The sequence below is a fragment of the Stenotrophomonas sp. RIT309 genome, from assembly GCF_000632045.1.
Lineage (GTDB): Bacteria > Pseudomonadota > Gammaproteobacteria > Xanthomonadales > Xanthomonadaceae > Stenotrophomonas > Stenotrophomonas indicatrix.
On sequence record NZ_JFYS01000016.1, the window covers coordinates 1 to 15,595 of the forward strand.

Consider the following 15,595-nt stretch of genomic DNA (forward strand, 5'->3'; position numbering starts at 1 on the left):
CATGGATGGCGCGGCTAAGCCTCCAAGGATGGATTCACGGCGTCCCCGCCAGCCCCACCCGCCCGGCCCGCACCCGGGAGTCGGGGCTTTCCGCGACCAACCAACCCCACCACGGAGGGGCTCCGCCGTTGGCCGACCCGGCCGAAGGCCCGCTCTGCGCGCGATACAATAAGCACCATGAACACCCCACAGGATTCCAGCCTCGGTCGCGAGGTCAGTTACCCGTCGCAGTACGATCCCGGCCTGCTGTTTCCCATCCCGCGCGTCGGCGCCCGCGCCGAGATCGGTCTGGACGAGGCCGCGCTGCCCTTCGTCGGCCATGACCGCTGGCACGCCTTCGAGCTGAGCTGGCTTGACCCGCGTGGCAAACCGCAGGTCGCCGTCGCCACCGTGCAGGTGCCGTGCACCTCGCCGCGGTTGATCGAATCGAAGTCGTTCAAGCTGTACCTGAACTCCCTCAACAGCACCCGCATCGACAGTGCCGAAGCCCTGCGCGAGCGCCTCGTCGCCGACCTGTCGGCCTGCGCCGGCGCCCCGGTCCAGGTCACGTTCGGCCTGCCGGCGTTGCGCGAATCACCGCTGGGCGAGTCGATCGACGGCCTTGAGGTGGACATCGACTGCTATGGCCCGCCGCAGGCGGACTACCTGTCGGCCAACGCCGATGCGCTGGTGGAGGAGACCCTGGTCTCGGCCCTGCTGAAGTCCAACTGCCCGGTCACCGGGCAGCCGGACTGGGCCACTGTCAGCCTGCGCTACCGCGGCCCGCAGATCGATCGTGCCGGCCTGCTGCGCTACCTGGTCAGCTACCGCGAGCACGCGGAGTTCCATGAGCAGTGCGTCGAGCGCATCTTCAGTGAAGTGTCCGCGCGCTGCCGGCCGCAGTGGCTGGAAGTCGAAGCCCGCTATACCCGTCGCGGTGGCCTGGACATCAACCCGTGGCGCGCCAGCCCTGGCATTGCCGCCCCGGCCGCGACCTACCGCGAACTGCGGCAGTAACCGCCGCAGGCGGTTACAGATAGCGCCGGGCCATGCCCGGCGAGCGCAGCGGCCATATGCAGAGCCCCCCGCCATGGCCCGGCGCTACCGGTTGGGCCCCGATTGTTCAGCCGCCCCGGGGGGCGGCTTCACATCGGCACCATCCCCATTTAACAACCTCTATGACACCGTGCCAGCCATGTAGTCATACAGACGGGAGTGTGTGGATGAGTACCGAGAAGAAAGCCGATTTCTCCGGCGTCAGTGGCAGCGTCGACAGTACCGCCCAGCAGGTCCCCAAGGCGGACTTTTCCGGCGTCAGTGCTTCGGTGGACAGTACCGCCGAGGTGGTCAGCGGTGGCACCTACACCGTGCAGAAGGGTGATTCGCTGTCGAAGATCGCCAAGCAGCACCTGGGCGATGCCAACGCCTGGAAGAAGATCTTCGAAGCCAACCGCGATGTGCTCGACGACCCGGACAAGATCTTCCCGGGCCAGACCCTGAAACTGCCGCCGAAGTAATACCGGCGATCCAATCGCCGTCCGAACAATCCTTGGAGGAACCCCGAATGATCAAGACGACCCCGCTTCAGAATGCCCTGCTGGCCGCGCTGCTGGGCAGCGTCGCCCTGGTGGGCTGCAAGAAGAAGGAAGAAACCGCAGACAACAACGCGGCTCCGGCGGCAACCACGCCGGCCGAGGCGCCCGCGCCGATGACCGGCGCACCGCCACCGATGGCTGCGTCGGCCGTAGCGGTATCGGCGGTCACTGTCGGCAAGACCGCCGCAGCTGACAAGTCGGTGACCACGGCCGCCCTGTTCGCGCCGAAGGACGATGTCATCGTCTCGGTGAAGACCGATGGCGCGGCCAACAATGTCACCGTCGGCGCCAAGCTGACCTTCCAGGATGGCCAGGTGGCCGGTGAGCAGAACGCAACCCTGAACACCAGCGGTGCAGAGACCACCAACATCACCTTCAAGAATGCCAATGGCTGGCCGGCCGGCAAGTACCGCGCCGAAGTCATGGTTGATGGTAAGGCGGCCGGAACGCCGCAGGAGTTCGAGGTCAAGTAAGTCCCGCCGACTCTCTCCCGGTTGGACTCACGATGGACGCAGCCGCGAGGCTGCGTCCTTTTTTGTTGGTGGCGTTGCGGGAAGGCCTCATCCACGCATGGCGTGGATCTACGGGTGCAGACACCTGGCCGTTCCTCGCGCGGCGATGTTTCCGCAGACCCACGCCATGCGTGGATGGATCACAGCGTTGCCGGCGTGCAGTACCGCCGCGTATGGCACTGCTTTGCCCCGCGCGGCTGAAAACGCGACAATGCAGGGGTTTCCCCGGCGCGCGCCCACCCTGACGGCGGCGGGGAAAGTGACACGGTTGCACGTGGCCCGGCGCTGGCGCCGGCCTTCCCCTGAGCACTGCTACAGAGTCCAAGTCCCCCATGTCCAAGATCCTCTACACGCTGACCGACGAAGCACCGTTCCTGGCCACCCAGTCGCTGCTGCCGATCGTCGACGCCTATACCTCCACCGCGGGCATCGCAGTGGAAACCCGTGACATCTCGTTGTCCGGCCGCATCCTGTCGCTGTTCCCGGAACTGCTGAGCGATGCGCAGAAGGTCAACGATGACCTGGCCGAGCTGGGCCAGCTGGCGACCACCCCCGACGCCAACATCATCAAGCTGCCGAACATCTCCGCCTCGGTGCCGCAGCTGAAGGCCGCCATCAAGGAACTGCAGGACCAGGGCTATCCGCTGCCGGATTACCCGGAGACCCCGGCCGACGACCAGCAGCGCGACTACAAGGCGCGCTACGACAAGGTCAAGGGCAGCGCAGTCAATCCGGTGCTGCGCGAAGGCAATTCCGACCGGCGCGCGCCGCTGTCGGTGAAGAACTACGCCCGCAAGCACCCGCACCGCATGGGCGCCTGGGCGTCCGATTCGAAGTCGCACGTTGCGCACATGGACGCGGGTGATTTCTACGGCAGCGAGAAGTCGGCCACCCTGGCCAACGCCGGCGCGCTGAAGATCACCCTGCACGGCAAGGACGGCAGCACCGTCGTGCTGAAGGAAAAGACCGCGGTCAAGGCCGGTGAGATCGTCGACGCGGCAGTGATGAGCCGCAAGGCGCTGGCCGCCTTCATCGATGCGCAGATTGCCGACGCCAAGTCGCAGGGTGTGCTGTTCTCGCTGCACCTGAAGGCGACCATGATGAAGGTCTCCGACCCGATCATGTTCGGCGTGGTCGTCAACGAGTTCTACAAGGACGTGCTCGCCAAGCACGCCGACACGCTCAAGCAGGCCGGTTTCGATGCCAACAACGGCATCGGTGATCTGGTCGCGCGCCTGCCGTCGCTGCCCGAAGCCACCCGTGCCGCCATCGAAGCCGACCTGCAGGCCGAGTACGCTCAGCGTCCGGGCCTGGCCATGGTCAACTCGGACAAGGGCATCACCAACCTGCACGTGCCGAGCGACGTGATCGTCGACGCCTCGATGCCGGCGATGATCCGCGACTCCGGCAAGATGTGGAATGCCGAAGGCAAGCTGCAGGACACCAAGGCGGTCATTCCGGACCGCTGCTATGCCGGCGTGTACCAGGCTGTCATCGACGACTGCCGCAGCAACGGTGCCTTCAACCCGGCAACCATGGGCTCGGTGCCCAACGTCGGCCTGATGGCGCAGAAGGCTGAAGAGTACGGCTCGCACGACAAGACCTTCCAGATCGCTGGCGACGGCGTGGTCAAGGTCACCGACGAGGCCGGCAACGTGGTGTTCGAACACGCCGTGGAAGCCGGTGACATCTGGCGCATGTGCCAGACCAAGGACGCGCCGATCCAGGACTGGGTCAAGCTGGCCGTCGAACGCGCGCGCCTGAGCAGCACCCCGGCCGTGTTCTGGCTGGACGCCGCCCGCGCCCACGACGCGCAGGTCATCGCCAAGGTCGAGACGTACCTGAAGGACCACGACACCACCGGCCTGGATATCCGCATCCTGCCGCCGGTGGAAGCGACCACCTTCTCGCTGGCCCGCATCCGCAAGGGCGAGGACACCATTTCGGTGACCGGCAACGTGCTGCGCGATTACCTCACCGATCTGTTCCCGATCATGGAGCTGGGCACCAGCGCCAAGATGCTGTCGATCGTGCCGCTGATGGCCGGTGGCGGACTGTTCGAGACCGGTGCTGGCGGTTCGGCACCGAAGCACGTGCAGCAGTTCGTCGAAGAGGACTACCTGCGCTGGGATTCGCTGGGTGAGTTCCTGGCCCTGGCCGCGTCGCTGGAGCATCTGGGCAACCGCTACGACAACGCTGCCGCCCGCGTGCTGGCCAAGGCGCTGGACGAGGCCAACGGCCAGTTCCTGGACAACGACAAGTCGCCGTCGCGCAAGCTCGGTGGCATCGACAACCGTGGCAGCCACTTCTACATCGCCCTGTACTGGGCGCAGGCCCTGGCAGCGCAGAACGAAGATGCCGCACTGCAGGCACGCTTCGCTCCGCTGGCCAAGGCGCTGGCCGACAACGAGCAGAAGATCGTTGACGAGCTGATCGCGGTGCAGGGCAAGGCCGTGGACATCGGCGGCTACTACCGTCCGGATGTGGCCAAGGCCGCTGCCGCGATGCGTCCGAGCGCGACCTTCAATGCCGCGCTGGAGCAGCTGCGCGGCTGATTCATCGCCGCCCGGTTGAGACCTGGAAAGAAACCCGCGCCTCGGCGCGGGTTTCTTTTTGCCCGCATGCCGCTGGTGCCTGTCCACGCGCGGACGGGAGCTGCACAAAACCGTGAAATCCGTCATCTGTCGGAACGCCGTCAACACGGCATGAAACTTGCCCGCGATGGCCGTCGCAGAACGGACGCATGCATGTTCACCACTGCCACCAATATGAGCAGTCGATCACGACGATGGCGGCAAGCCATGGCCTAGCCTTGGCGATGCGAGACCGCCGGGGAGGTGGTCGCACGGGGAACACGGATGGCACGCGTGCTCGTAGTGGGAACCGACATCCAGGGCGAACAGGCCCTGCTGCAGAGGCTGCGGATGGCCTCGGCGCTGCCGGACGGACAGATCCGCCGCAGCCAGGACCTGGACGACTGCGATCTGCTGGTGATTCGCGATACGCCTGCGCTGCGCAACGCGGCACTGCGCATGCGCCAGCAGCGCCCGCGCCTGCACTGCTGGATCGAAGACCTCGGCGGCCAGTTGCGCGAGGGCGATGGCGGCCAGGACGTACTGGATGATGGCGCGATAGGACGGGCGCTGCGCGGCATGCAGACCGGCACCGATGCGACACCGATCCGCCTGGCTGACGGCGCGCATGCGATCACCCGCCTGCTGCGCGAGCGGCTGCCATCGCGGCAGGGCCAGGCGCTGCTGGGCGAGGGTGGAGAGCCGCTGCTGCTGCTGGATCTGGAACAGGACCAGGCGGTGCTGCTGCACGAGCCGGCTACCGTGCTGGTGGAACGGCTGGCACACGGCTTCGAGCACCTGTATCTGGATGCGCTGCTGCCGGCGCAGCTGCAGGCACTGGCGGGTGACCGCACGCGACTGCCGTTGCGTCCGTTGCTGTGGCAATGGGCGCAGCGCAGCCGTCACTGGCAGGCGTTGGATGAGCGCCTGCGCGGGGCGTCGGTGAAGCTGCTGCGCTGGCCGGACTTCCGCGTGCTCGGCCACGATCACGATGGCTTCCGTCTATGTTCGCTGCTGCTCAAGCGTGCCTGCACGGTGGACGAGTGCGCGATGCTGCTGGATCTTCCCGCCGCCGCCGTGCGCGATTTCATCCACGCCGCCTACCTGTGCGGTTATGCGCAGCTGCAGGTCGCACCTGCAGTACCGCTGGTGGGGGCGCGTGCCAGCACTGCCGACAACGGCCTGCTCGCACGCCTGTGGCGCACGCTGCGCGGGAGTGATCGCGATGCGTGAGCACAAGGTGGTGGTGCTCGGTGGCATGGGCAGCGGCAAGTCGACATTGGTACGCAGCATCGCCGCCGGTGCGGTGGTCGACACCGACGTAGCCAACAGTGACCGCGCGGGTGCCGACAAGGCTTCGACCACGGTGGCGCTGGACTACGCCGATATCGACCTGCCCAACGGCGAGAGGCTGCGCCTGTATGGCACGCCTGGCCAGCAGCGCTTTGATTTCCTGTGGCCGATCCTGCTGCAGGGTGCGCGCGGTGCGGTGTTGCTGCTGGACGCGCGCCGTGCCGGGGTGGCCGCTGAGCTGGACGCCTACCTGCAGGTGCTGCGCCCGTTCGGTCCGGCATTGGCCCTGGTGGTGGCGGTGACCCATCTTGACCAGGTGCCGGCAGCGGCACTGGATGACTGGGCCGAGCGCGCCCGGCTCGATGGCCAGCCGCTGCCGTTGCTGGCGGTGGATGCCCGTGATCGTGAACAAGGACTGCTGCTGATGGACGTACTGATGAGCGAAATGGAAGCGCATGCACTGGTGGCCGCACATGGCTGATGGACAAGGCGCGCCGTTGCCGGACGCGCAGCAGCGCGAGCGCCTGCAGCCGCTGCTGCAGGACCTGCAGCAGCGGGTGGAAGGGGTGCGGACCGTGGTGCTGGCCAGCGTCGATGGCTTTGCCCTGGTCAGTGCTGGTGCGGAGGGGCGCGGCGAACGCCTGGCGGCGATGACCAGCGCGATGCTGGCCCTGGCCGCAGCAGTGGGACGCGAACTGGCACTGGGCGATCTGCAGACACTGATGCTGGAGGCCGCCGGCGGCAAGGTACTGATGCTGGCCATCCAGGCCGAGGGGCGAGCGCCGCTGCTGCTGATGGCGGCCTGCGACCAGCGCAGCGTGATCGGCCAGGTGCTGTGGCAGAGCAGGGAATGTGGCCAGGCGATCCTGGCCGAACTCAGCGGATCGTGAGCCCGGCCGCAGGGGAACGAGGGGCTCGAACCAACATTGAGAGGGGTGCAACGTGGCTGGATTGAATGATTCGTTGACTGCACTGATGGGTATCGATGGCGCGCAGGCCGTGGCGCTGGTCGACTACGAAAGCGGCATGCTGCTGGGTGAGGCCGGTTCGGGCATGGACATGGAAGTGGCGGCGGCCGGCAACACCGAAGTGATCCGCGCGAAGATGAAAACCGCCGCCTCGCTCAACCTCAACGATGGCATCGAGGACATCCTGATCTCGCTCGGCAAGGCGTATCACATCATGCGCCCGGTGGCGAAGAAGAAGGGCCTGTTCTTCTACATCGTGCTGGACCGGACCAAGTCCAACCTCGCCCTGGCGCGGCGCAAGGTGCAGGACGTGGAGGCCGAACTGGCGATCTGAGCCGGCCCGGTGGGACCGATCCCTGGTGCTGCACGGCAGCCCAGGGATCGGTCCGCTGTGACGTCATGTCGAAGGCAGCAGAAGCGTGCGTACGAAGGTCAGCGCCTGCCTGTCGCGCGCAGCAAAGTATCTGGGCGCATGCAGTGGGAGCCAGGTTTCGTTGAAGTGCCGGCGAAAGTCTTCGTAGAGCTCGTTCGGATAGAGCTTTGCCTGCACGTTGCGGCCGTCTGGATAGCTGTGCTCATAGGTGTCGAAGGTGTTGGGATCGATGCCCTTGTGATCGCGCAGCCACTTGCAGAACAGCCGGCCCTCGGAGATGTCCGGCACCAGCTCCTGCGGCAGCGTATAGCCCGCCTGCTCCAGTGGCGCGATCAGGTTCAGGGTCAGCTCGTTCAACATCGAGAAATGCGTGTAGGGCACTTTCGAGCGGTTCTGCATGTAGCGCTCGATGTGGGCGGGCATGACGGCGTTCGCCCGGCCCTGCTGCCATTCCACCACCCATTGCGACACCTTCACCGCGAATTTGCGTGACGACCATTGGCCGAGATTGATGGCAAGGTAAGGGTGGATCCAGGTGCCCTGCATCGCCGCATTGCCCCCGGACACCACATGGATGAGCTGGTCCTCCGGGAGGCCGGTCTGCAGGGTCAGCTCCTCGATGAACTCACCGGTGGATTTCAGCGACCGATAGTCCGACCAGCGCTTGCCCACTGACTGGCAGAGCGCCGTCGCGCTGATGTAGCCGTCGCGTACCCGTTGCGGGATTACGTTGCCTTCCTCCATGCGTGGGATCAGGGTCATTTGCTGCATGCGTCGCCTCATGCCGTTATGGGCCTGAAAGAGTAGGCAATGCAGTCGCCCGGGGTCTGTAGGAATGGTTGCGTTTGTCTGGTTCTCTGAGGCAGCAGCAGCCGAGCGTGGCTCGGCTCTACACAAGCTACCCCACGCCAGCGTATGGTGAGGTCGGTTTCCCCGGATACGTCGTGCATGTCCGATCCTGTCACTGCAACCGAACTGGCACCGCGCATCGCCGAGGCCATCCGCGATGGTTTCGAGCAGTATCACGCCCGCTTTGCCGCGATCACGGCGCGTGCCCGGCTGCGTTTCCAGCAGCGCGACTGGGCGGCGGCGCGCCACGATGCGGTGGAGCGCATTGCCCTGTACGACCAGTGCATCGCCGAGCAGATGGATGCGCTGCGGCGGCTGGCCGGTGACGCCATCAGCGAACGCGCGCTGTGGCTGCAGGTGCACGCGCACTTCAGTGCCCTGCTGCAGGGCCTGATCGACGCCGAGCTCTACAAGACCTTCTACAACACGTTGTCGCGACGGCTGTTCGCCATCCGCGGTGTGGACCCGGAAGTGGAGTTCATCGCCTTCGATGTCGAGCCCTCCGATGCGATCACCCATCCGGTGGCGCGCCACACCTACGCGGTCTCGCCGACGCGGCCGGTAGAGGCGCTGCAACGGGTGCTGGCCGACTACCGCTTCGGTGTTCCGTATGCGCACCAGTTGCGCTGTGCCGCCGCCATCGCCGTGCGCCTGCAGGACGATCTGGCGCACTGGGGCGACACGCCGGTACGCAGCATCGAACTGCTCGATACCGTGTTCTACCGCGAGCGTCGCGCCTATCTGGTCGGGCGCGTGTTCGGTGAACACCGTTTCTCGCCGTGCGTGATCGCGCTGGTCAACGACGACCAGGGCCTGCGCGCCGATGCCGTGCTGACCCGGCGTCGCGATGTGGCCCATCTGTTCGGCGTGTCGCGCAGCTATTTCCAGGCTGACCTGGGTACGGTTGGCGATGCGGTGGTGTTCCTGCGCAGCCTGCTGCCGGGCAAGCCGATCGACGAGATCTATACCGTGCTCGGACGCGCCAAACAGGGCAAGACCGAGCGCTACCGGACGTTCTTCCGCCACTTCAATGAACACCCGAACGAGCGTCTGGCGCATGCCGAAGGCACGCCGGGCATGGTCATGGCGGTGTTCACCCTGCCCAGTTACCCGCTGGTGTTCAAGCTGATCCGCGATCGTTTCGCTTGGCCCAAGACGATGTCGCGGCAGCAGGTGGAGGAGAAGTACGCCCTGGTGTTCAACCTCGACCGTGTCGGTCGCCTGCTTGACGCACAGCCCTACCGGCATCTGCGTTTCCCGCGCGAACGCTTCGCCCCGGTGCTGCTGGACGAGCTGCTGCAGCAGTGCGCGCAGAGCGTGCGCGTGGATGGCGACGAGGTGGAGATTGCGTTGTGCTACGTGCAGCGTCGCTTCCGGCCATTGAATCTCTATCTGCGCGAACAGGCTGGCGAGGCCGTGCGCGCAGCGGTACTCGACTACGCGCAGGCGATCACCGACATGGCGCGCAACAACATCTTCCCCGGTGACATGCTGCCGAAGAACTTCGGCGTGTCGCGCCACGGCCGTGCCGTGTTCTACGACTACGACGAGTTGTGCCTGGTCAGCGACTGCGTATTCCGGGCCTGGCCCAAGCCAAGCTCTCCGGAAGAAGCGATGGCCGATGAGCCCTGGTTCCATGTCGGTCCGCGCGATGTTTTCCCCGAGCGGTTCGGGCCGTTCATGGGCTTGCCGGCGCAGGAACTGGCAGCGGTGCGCGAGCACTATCGTCATCTGTTCGATCCTGCCTGGTGGCAGGGGCTGCAGGCGCGCTTTGCGGCGGGCGATTATCCGGACACTCCACCGTATTCGGCTGCGCAGCGGTTGGCGTGATTGGCCGCGCCGACTGCGAGGAACTCGGGTAATCTCGGCACTTTCATCACCAAGGATCGGCAATGATGCGTTCTCCCCTGTTTCTCGCCTTCGCGCTTGCGATCGGCTCGGCTGGCGCCCTGCTCAGCACCGATGCGGCAGCGCAGAGCACACGCGCGGTGCGTGCCACCGCCGAAGCCAGCATGGTCTTGACCGGCAACATCGATGTCGCTGCAGATGGCACGGTCAGTGGCCTTATGCTGGACCAGCAGGTGTCGATCGCACCGGCCATCGCCGCGTTCGTGGATGGCACGATCCGCAGGTGGCAGTTTGAACCTACCCTGGTGGACGGAAAGCCGGTGGCGAAACATGCACCGTTGCGCGTACGTCTGCTGGGCAGGCCCGGCGTCGATGGCAGCACGGAAGTGCGCATGACCAGCGTGGATTTCAGCGAGTATGACGACAAGGCCACCGACGCAGTGACCGGAAACCAGATGAGGCCTCCGCGCTATCCGGAGGCGGCATTCCGCGTCGGCGCACAGGGCGAGGTGATGCTGCTGGTCAAGGTCGAGCGTGATGGTGCGGTTGCCGACGTCATCGCCGAACAGGTGAACATGGGCGTGGTGGCACCCGAGCACGCGATGCAGAAGATGCGCGACATGCTGGCCAAGGCCAGCATCAGCCAGGCCCGCAAGTGGACGTTCACTCCGCCGACTTCCGGCGGGGACAAAGGCCTGGCGTTCTGGACCGTGCGCGTGCCGGTCACCTTCGCGCTGAACGACAAGGGTAGCAAGCAACCCCCCACTCCTTACGGCCGCTGGCAGGCCTACATTCCCGGCCCCCGCCAGCAGGCCCCGTGGCGCACCACCGACGATGCCGCGCAGGTCGGTACCGATCTGTTGCCGGCCGGTGGCGTCTACATGGTCGATAGCGCTACCCGCGGGCTGCGTCTGTTGACTCCGCTTGCCGAGCAATGATGCCGGTCAACCGCCCCCACGTTTCATCGGCCCCTGCCCGGGGGGCAGACTTCATCATCTTCATGCACAAGGAGTGGCTGTGATGCGTTCTTCTCTTTTCCTGGCACTGGCCCTTGCGGTGTCTGGCGGTGCCGCCCTGATCGATACCGCCGATGCGCAGACCGCGCGCGAGGTACGCAGGCAGGCCGAGGCCAGCATGACCCTTGGTGGCGTCATCGACATCGGCCGCGAAGGCCAGGTTGAAGGCTTCCAGCTCGATCGTCGCGAGAAGATCGACGTGGGTATTGCCGATTTCGTGGACAAGGCCGTGCAGGGCTGGCGTTTCGACCCGGTGCTGGTCAATGGTGCGCCCGTGCAGGCACGCACTGCGGTGCGCCTGCGGCTGATGGCCGACAATGCTGCCGAGGGCACCATGCGGGTCCGCCTGGTCGATGCCAATTTCAGCAAGGTGGATGGCGAGCGAGAGGTCGGCACCGACAGGGTGACCAGCAATGCACTGCGGGGACCGGATTACCCACCGCAGGCGGTGACCATGCAGGGGGAGGGCACGGTCATGCTGATGGTCAAGGTCGGCCGCGATGGCAGGGTGGCTGATGTGATTGCCGAGCAGACCAATCTGACCGTGATTGGTACCGCGCGCGCGATGAACCAGCTGCGCGATATCCTGGCCAAGGCCAGCGTCAATAGCGCCAAGCGTTGGACGTTCAACCCGCCCACAACCGGTGAGGACAAGGATCGCGATTTCTGGACCGTGCGCGTACCGGTGCGCTTCGCCTTCCAGGATTCGCGTGAGCGTTACGGTCGCTGGACCGCGTACATTCCCGGCCCGCGCCAGCAGGCGCCGTGGAAGACCGGTGAGGAAACCCTGGTCGCCGGAAGCGATCTGCTGCCCGAAGGCGGTGTGTACATGGTGGGTCGTGCGCAGGAAGGCCCGCGCCTGCTCACCCCGCTGGGCTGATGCGTCATTGCGGGATGCGCCGGGCCTGCCCCGGCGCATCCCGCTTGAATCGATGTGCTCAATCGGCGTGCGGGTACACCACCACCCGGTTGCGGCCCTGTTCCTTGGCCAGGTACAGGGCCTTGTCGGCCAAGCGCAGTGCCTGTTCCGGATCGGTATGGAAACTGGGGAAGTGGGCCACTCCCAGTGACACGGTGATGGTGCCCACCGGAGCGAACGGTTCGTCGGCGATGGCCTGGCGCAGGCGCTCGCCGGTCTGCCGGGCCGCTTCGATGCCAACGCCCGGCAGCAGCACCAGGAACTCCTCGCCACCGGCGCGGCACAGCACGTCGGTCTCGCGCGAATGGCGGCGCATCTGTTCGGCGATATGCATGATGGCCGCATCACCGACGTCGTGACCGTGGCTGTCGTTGATCGACTTGAAGCGGTCGATATCCAGCGTCAGGATCGCAAACGGCAGGCCCTGCGCCTGCAGCGCGTCGAGCGCCTGCTGCAGCCCGCGACGGTTGAGCAGGCCGGTCAGCGGATCGGTGCGGCTGGCGCGGTTGAGCGTGCCGATCCGGTCCTGCAGCGCATTGAAGCTGTACAGCACAGCCTGTTTCAGCTGCGCCACTTCGAAGTACCAGGCACGGATGCCATTGACGTGGCTGATCGCATTGCCGGTGTCTTCGCCGTCCTGCACGTTGCGCGCCAGCTGCCACAGCGGTAGCGAAATGCGGCGGGCGAACCACCAGGTGATCAGCAGCGACAGCACGCCCAGCGGAATGGCATTCCAGATCACCGCCGACATCAGGCGTGACAGCGGCTGCAGCGTCGCCTCGGTCGGGCGCTGCGCGACGATGCCCCAGCCGGTTGCCGCCACGGGCGCGTAACCGGCCAGCATCGCCACCTGGTGGTTGTTGCGCACCTGCTGCGCACCGCGCTGGCCGCGCATCACTTCTTTCACCGCCGGGTTGTTCAACGCGTAGGTGCCCACTTCCTTGGGGTTGTTGTGATAGATCAGGCGGCCATGGCGGTCCACCACGTACAGGTAGGAACCGTCGCGGTAGTAGTGCGTACCCAGCAGGGTGTTGAGTGCACTGCGCTGGCGCAGGTACAGGGTGCCGCTCACATAGCCCCGGTACTGGCCGCTGCGGTCGAATACCGGGTGCGAGATCGAAATCAGCAGCTTGCCGGTGGCCGACTGGTAGGGATCGCTGATCATCGGCTGGCGCCGTTCCAACGCTGCCTTGTTGCCAGCGCTGCGCAGGATCTCGCCCTGCAGCTGCAGGCTCTGCGGCGAGGTCGCGATCACCCGCCCGTCGTTGGCCACCACCAGCGAGGAGTTGAAGCTGCTGGACTGCAGCTGCAGGCGACGGGCCTCATCCTGCGCCTGGGCCGGATCCATGTCGTTGTCGCCAAGCCGGGTGGCGGCATAGGCCAGCTGCTGCTGCGCGGCCAGCAGGAAGTTCTGCGTGGTCTCGGCCAGCTTGGTGGCGTACACGCGGTTGGCTTCCAGGGTGTTGCCCACCAGCTGGTCGCGCTGCACGCGATAGCTGGCAAGCAGCGTATTGGCCAGGGCGATGACGGCGCTGAGCAGGGCCAGGGCAAGGATCAGCTTGCCCAGGTTGAGCCGGGGAGACAGTGTGCGCATGCAGTTGAAGGATCGGGCAGGGCTGGACCCGCCGGATCCTCCGGATGGGGCAACAGCGGGAATCGGCGGCCCGGCCAGCGCGGCCGGGGCGGAGAGTCAGGCATTTGTCCCGCAGATTATCGCCAAATCACCGGTCCGCGAAGTGAAGCCGTTTGTCCTGCCGCCACCCAAAGAAAAAGCCCCGCACCGCGGGGCCTTTCCGTATTCCATCAATGCCGCGCGATCAGCGCTTCATCGAACCGAAGAACTCGTCGTTGGACTTGGTGTTCTTCATCTTGTCGAGCAGGAATTCCATCGCCGTCATTTCATCCATCGGATGCAGCAGCTTGCGCAGGATCCAGATCTTCTGCAGCAGCTCCGGCTCGATCAGCAGGTCTTCGCGACGGGTGCCCGAACGGTTGATGTCGATGGCCGGGAACACGCGCTTTTCAGCGATGCGACGGCTCAGGTGCACTTCGCTGTTGCCGGTGCCCTTGAACTCTTCGTAGATCACCTCGTCCATCTTCGAGCCGGTATCGACCAGCGCGGTGGCGATGATGGTCAGGCTGCCGCCTTCTTCCACGTTGCGCGCGGCACCGAAGAAGCGCTTGGGGCGATGCAGGGCGTTGGCGTCCACACCACCGGTCAGCACCTTGCCCGAGCTCGGCACGACGTTGTTGTAGGCACGCGCCAGGCGGGTGATCGAGTCGAGCAGGATCACCACGTCCTTCTTGTGCTCGACCAGGCGCTTGGCGCGCTCGATGACCATTTCGGCCACCTGCACGTGGCGCGCGGCCGGTTCGTCGAAGGTCGAGCTGATGACCTCGCCGCGCACGGTGCGCTGCATTTCGGTCACTTCTTCCGGGCGCTCGTCGATCAGCAGCACGATCAGGTGCACGTCCGCATGGTTGGTGGTGATGGCCGTGGCCACCTGCTGCATCATCATCGTCTTGCCGGCCTTCGGCTGGGACACGATGAGCGAGCGCTGGCCCTTGCCCTGCGGTGCCATCAGGTCGAGGATGCGGCCGGTGATGTCTTCCGACGAACCGTTGCCGCGCTCCAGGGTGAAGCGGCGACGCGGGAACAGGGGGGTCAGGTTCTCGAACAGCACCTTGTTCTTCGACGCTTCCAGCGGCTCACCGTTGATGGTGTCCACGATCGACAGCGCGAAGTAGCGCTCGCCGTCCTTCGGGAAGCGGATGCGGCCGGACAGGTGGTCGCCGGTACGCAGGTTGAAGCGGCGGATCTGGCTGGGCGAAATGTAGGTGTCGTCCGGGCCGGCCAGGTAGCTGGCCTCGGCCGCGCGCAGGAAGCCGAAGCCGTCCGGCAGGATTTCCAGCACGCCGTCGGCGGCAACGCCGTCGCCGTGGCGGGTCAGCACCTTCAGCAGCGCGAAGATCACGTCCTGCTTGCGGGCACGGGCCACGCCTTCGGAAATCTGCAGCTGCTCGGCGATCTCCAGCAGCTTCTGGGCCGGCATGCGCTTGAGGTCGCTCAGCGAATAGACCGGGAAGCCTTCGGGGACGTTGGCGTGCGGACGCGGTACGAACGGCTGCTGTTCGCCGTTGTCGTTGGGCATGCCGTCGTCGCGGAAGCGACCGCCGTTGCCACCACCACCACCACCACCACCGCCGCCATTGCGATCACGGTCGCGGCGGTTGCGGAAACGGTCACGGCGGTTGCCTTGGCCTTGCTGGCCCTGCTGGCCGCCCTGGTTGTAGGGGTTCTGGTTCTGGCCACCGCCCTGGTTGTTCTGCTGCGACTGCCGCGGCTGGCCGGATTCGCGGCCCTCGCCACCTTCGCCGCCGCCACTGCTGGCAGGGGCCTCGGCGGCGGGTGCGCTCGGCGCGGAAGGCGCTGCGGCCGGTGCCGGCGCCTCGGGCGCGGCTGCCAGCGGCAGGGCAGGCTGCGCAGGGGCGGCGCTGGTTTCGGCGGCGGCCGGAGCGGCAGCCTTGGTTACGCGGGCTTTGCGCACGCGCTTTTCGGCGGGCGCATCAGCGCTACCGGTTTCGGGAGTGTTATCGGACAAGAGCGTTATTCCTCGCTTGAAGGTGCGAGCGCCCGGCTGGGGCGGCGAACATTGGGAATGGGTCTGGA

The 15,595-nt window shown here is 66.1% G+C and carries 14 protein-coding genes; 11 read left to right on the forward strand and 3 right to left on the reverse strand.

What is annotated here, in order from left to right; all coding sequences use genetic code 11:
• The first annotated feature begins 177 nt into the window (after window positions 1-177).
• The 8 genes from queF to BW38_RS10115 all read left to right on the forward strand — a co-directional run bounded on the left by queF (window position 178) and on the right by BW38_RS10115 (window position 7,254).
• Window positions 178-996 carry an NADPH-dependent 7-cyano-7-deazaguanine reductase QueF gene (gene queF / locus BW38_RS10150; RefSeq protein ID WP_032976417.1) on the forward strand — a complete coding sequence of 273 codons (819 nt, stop codon included), beginning with the start codon at window positions 178-180 and terminating at the stop codon, window positions 994-996.
• Window positions 997-1,202: 206 nt separating this feature from the next.
• On the forward strand, window positions 1,203-1,496 hold the full coding sequence (locus BW38_RS10145) for a LysM peptidoglycan-binding domain-containing protein (protein ID WP_025878595.1): 294 nt from the start codon (window positions 1,203-1,205) through the stop codon (window positions 1,494-1,496).
• Window positions 1,497-1,543: 47 nt separating this feature from the next.
• Window positions 1,544-2,047: a hypothetical protein gene (locus tag BW38_RS10140; protein WP_025878596.1), complete on the forward strand. Its 504-nt coding sequence runs from the start codon at window positions 1,544-1,546 to the stop codon at window positions 2,045-2,047.
• Between the two features lie 371 nt (window positions 2,048-2,418).
• Entirely contained in the window at window positions 2,419-4,641 is a 2,223-nt protein-coding gene (locus BW38_RS10135) for an NADP-dependent isocitrate dehydrogenase (protein WP_032976418.1), read from the forward strand.
• A gap of 303 nt (window positions 4,642-4,944) precedes the next feature.
• Window positions 4,945-5,892 carry a hypothetical protein gene (locus tag BW38_RS10130; protein ID WP_032976420.1) on the forward strand — a complete coding sequence of 316 codons (948 nt, stop codon included), beginning with the start codon at window positions 4,945-4,947 and terminating at the stop codon, window positions 5,890-5,892.
• Entirely contained in the window at window positions 5,885-6,433 is a 549-nt protein-coding gene (locus BW38_RS10125; RefSeq protein ID WP_025878599.1) for an ATP/GTP-binding protein, read from the forward strand. The genes BW38_RS10130 and BW38_RS10125 overlap by 8 nt, the downstream gene beginning before the upstream one ends.
• A complete protein-coding gene (locus tag BW38_RS10120) occupies window positions 6,426-6,842 on the forward strand; it encodes a roadblock/LC7 domain-containing protein (RefSeq protein WP_032976421.1) in 417 nt (138 codons plus the stop codon). The genes BW38_RS10125 and BW38_RS10120 overlap by 8 nt, the downstream gene beginning before the upstream one ends.
• A gap of 52 nt (window positions 6,843-6,894) precedes the next feature.
• A complete protein-coding gene (locus BW38_RS10115; RefSeq protein ID WP_025878601.1) occupies window positions 6,895-7,254 on the forward strand; it encodes a hypothetical protein in 360 nt (119 codons plus the stop codon).
• Between the two features lie 63 nt (window positions 7,255-7,317).
• Here the strand turns inward: BW38_RS10115 and BW38_RS10110 are convergent, their stop codons facing one another.
• Window positions 7,318-8,064 carry a KilA-N domain-containing protein gene (locus tag BW38_RS10110; RefSeq protein WP_032976423.1) on the reverse strand — a complete coding sequence of 249 codons (747 nt, stop codon included), beginning with the start codon at window positions 8,062-8,064 and terminating at the stop codon, window positions 7,318-7,320.
• A 177-nt stretch (window positions 8,065-8,241) separates the two neighbouring features.
• On the opposite strand from BW38_RS10110, the gene aceK reads away from it, so the two are divergent.
• From aceK to BW38_RS10095, 3 genes are all read left to right on the forward strand, one after another.
• Window positions 8,242-9,972, forward strand: a complete 1,731-nt coding sequence (gene aceK / locus BW38_RS10105) for a bifunctional isocitrate dehydrogenase kinase/phosphatase (RefSeq protein WP_032976425.1) — start codon at window positions 8,242-8,244, stop codon at window positions 9,970-9,972.
• Between the two features lie 62 nt (window positions 9,973-10,034).
• A complete protein-coding gene (locus BW38_RS10100; RefSeq protein WP_032976426.1) occupies window positions 10,035-10,928 on the forward strand; it encodes an energy transducer TonB in 894 nt (297 codons plus the stop codon).
• A gap of 82 nt (window positions 10,929-11,010) precedes the next feature.
• A complete protein-coding gene (locus tag BW38_RS10095) occupies window positions 11,011-11,886 on the forward strand; it encodes an energy transducer TonB (RefSeq protein ID WP_327083160.1) in 876 nt (291 codons plus the stop codon).
• 58 nt (window positions 11,887-11,944) lie between these two features.
• On the opposite strand, the gene BW38_RS10090 is transcribed toward BW38_RS10095, so the two are convergent.
• Entirely contained in the window at window positions 11,945-13,519 is a 1,575-nt protein-coding gene (locus tag BW38_RS10090; RefSeq protein ID WP_032976428.1) for a sensor domain-containing diguanylate cyclase, read from the reverse strand.
• 223 nt (window positions 13,520-13,742) lie between these two features.
• Window positions 13,743-15,527: a transcription termination factor Rho gene (rho, locus tag BW38_RS10085; protein ID WP_032976429.1), complete on the reverse strand. Its 1,785-nt coding sequence runs from the start codon at window positions 15,525-15,527 to the stop codon at window positions 13,743-13,745.
• Window positions 15,528-15,595 lie beyond the last annotated feature (68 nt).

Excerpts from the sequence above, each read along its gene's own strand:
- queF (WP_032976417.1), top strand. The coding sequence starts at position 178 with ATGAACACCCCACAGGATTCCAGCCTCGGTCGCGAGGTCAGTTACCCG.
- BW38_RS10145 (WP_025878595.1), top strand. The coding sequence starts at position 1,203 with ATGAGTACCGAGAAGAAAGCCGATTTCTCCGGCGTCAGTGGCAGCGTC.
- BW38_RS10140 (WP_025878596.1), top strand. The coding sequence starts at position 1,544 with ATGATCAAGACGACCCCGCTTCAGAATGCCCTGCTGGCCGCGCTGCTG.
- BW38_RS10135 (WP_032976418.1), top strand. The coding sequence starts at position 2,419 with ATGTCCAAGATCCTCTACACGCTGACCGACGAAGCACCGTTCCTGGCC.
- BW38_RS10130 (WP_032976420.1), top strand. The coding sequence starts at position 4,945 with ATGGCACGCGTGCTCGTAGTGGGAACCGACATCCAGGGCGAACAGGCC.
- BW38_RS10125 (WP_025878599.1), top strand. The coding sequence starts at position 5,885 with ATGCGTGAGCACAAGGTGGTGGTGCTCGGTGGCATGGGCAGCGGCAAG.
- BW38_RS10120 (WP_032976421.1), top strand. The coding sequence starts at position 6,426 with ATGGCTGATGGACAAGGCGCGCCGTTGCCGGACGCGCAGCAGCGCGAG.
- BW38_RS10110 (WP_032976423.1), bottom strand. The coding sequence starts at position 8,064 with ATGCAGCAAATGACCCTGATCCCACGCATGGAGGAAGGCAACGTAATC.
- aceK (WP_032976425.1), top strand. The coding sequence starts at position 8,242 with ATGTCCGATCCTGTCACTGCAACCGAACTGGCACCGCGCATCGCCGAG.
- BW38_RS10100 (WP_032976426.1), top strand. The coding sequence starts at position 10,035 with ATGATGCGTTCTCCCCTGTTTCTCGCCTTCGCGCTTGCGATCGGCTCG.
- BW38_RS10095 (WP_327083160.1), top strand. The coding sequence starts at position 11,011 with ATGCGTTCTTCTCTTTTCCTGGCACTGGCCCTTGCGGTGTCTGGCGGT.
- BW38_RS10090 (WP_032976428.1), bottom strand. The coding sequence starts at position 13,519 with ATGCGCACACTGTCTCCCCGGCTCAACCTGGGCAAGCTGATCCTTGCC.